The sequence below is a fragment of the Ruminiclostridium cellobioparum DSM 1351 = ATCC 15832 genome (assembly GCF_000621505.1).
Classification (GTDB): Bacteria; Bacillota; Clostridia; order Acetivibrionales; family DSM-1351; genus Ruminiclostridium; species Ruminiclostridium cellobioparum.
Map to the genome: position 1 here is coordinate 1 of NZ_JHYD01000088.1, position 1,274 is coordinate 1,274.

At 32.2% G+C, this 1,274-nt stretch carries 1 protein-coding gene and 1 pseudogene; one reads left to right on the forward strand and one right to left on the reverse strand.

Features of this window, described 5'->3' with window-relative positions:
- A pseudogene (locus T344_RS31605) lies at positions 1 to 113 on the reverse strand (ABC transporter substrate-binding protein); the annotation flags it as partial.
- A gap of 152 nt (positions 114 to 265) precedes the next feature.
- On the opposite strand from T344_RS31605, the gene T344_RS0119435 reads away from it, so the two are divergent.
- Positions 266 to 1,066, forward strand: coding sequence for a hypothetical protein (locus T344_RS0119435; RefSeq protein ID WP_027630053.1), 801 nt, complete (start codon positions 266 to 268; stop codon positions 1,064 to 1,066).
- The last annotated feature ends 208 nt before the right edge of the window (positions 1,067 to 1,274 follow it).

Here is a 1,274-nt window from a genome sequence, read left to right on the forward strand (position 1 = left end):
ACCGTCATTTCGGGTACGCCGCCCTTACGGCCGCCGATTACATTCCTACCCTTCAGGTTGCTCCATTTAAAGCCGGCATCGGGATTTCTTCCTACCAGAAAGGAACCGTTCCTGCTAATCTCAAAATGAACTCATTATATGGGGGATTATATAAATAAAAACATCAAATTATATTAAAATTTGTATACTTTCTACATTACCATTCAGGAAAATACTGGTATAATATACATATGCCGGCAAAAAATAAATTAATAGGAGAATTTTTATGAAAAAAGTAATATCCTTGGTACTGCTAATAGTAATAGTATTAACTTCGTTGAGTGTATTTACATCAACGGTATCAGCTAAAAATGATGAAACAGTGATTGATGAAAAGTCTTTTAACATTGAAATCGAAAAGAATGATGAGGAGAAAGACATAAAAAAATTGTTCACCATGGCAAAAAGTGAAACTGAAGCCAAAGAAGAGGTGGAACTTGATAAAAATAATAATATTGTTTATAAAATAAAACAAAATATCTCCAAAAGTAGAAACAGTAAAGGAGATACTATTCAGAAAAGTGTGATAACCAAGTTTTATAAAATTCAGGATGAACAAGCAACAGCTAATTTGGCCTCGCCGGATTTAAAATCAGCCAATTTTGAGATATCATCAGGTTTTTTAACACCGAATAAATTAAAGGGTGATGGTAAATGGGATACGTCATCAAGTGGATATATGTCTGTAAACATATACTGGACAGAATCTCTAATTAATAATAAAACATATGCTAAATTAGATAGTGCAAATGGAAATGTCAGTCAATTGAACTCTGGTGTTCAGGTATGGAATTTAAAGACTACTCTTGGACAGAGTGGTATTACAGAAAACAATGGATATCAGGTGCAAACAATCGATAAAGATTTTGGTCAAGTAAGTTCATTTACTCAAAATGCTCCAACAAGTTGGTATCCTGTTTATGCACAGTCATATAGTGCAGTTGTTGTTGGATGTACTATGACCGTAAAACTTGGTAGAAGTTCAACTTCAACATGGACTGATTCTCTACAAGTTATCGCTTCTTAATAGACTATAATAAAAATATCAACTATTTTGAGCTACAATTAAGCACCCCGTTAATTGAGAACGAGGTGCTTAAAACTATTTTCCATATTTATATTGCTAAAGGCGATGGGATATGTTAATATAAAACTATTATAGAATTTTATTACATATTATTAACCGAGGAATTTATCATTTGCTATAATAGAAAGGTAGAAAATTGCAGTTGAAA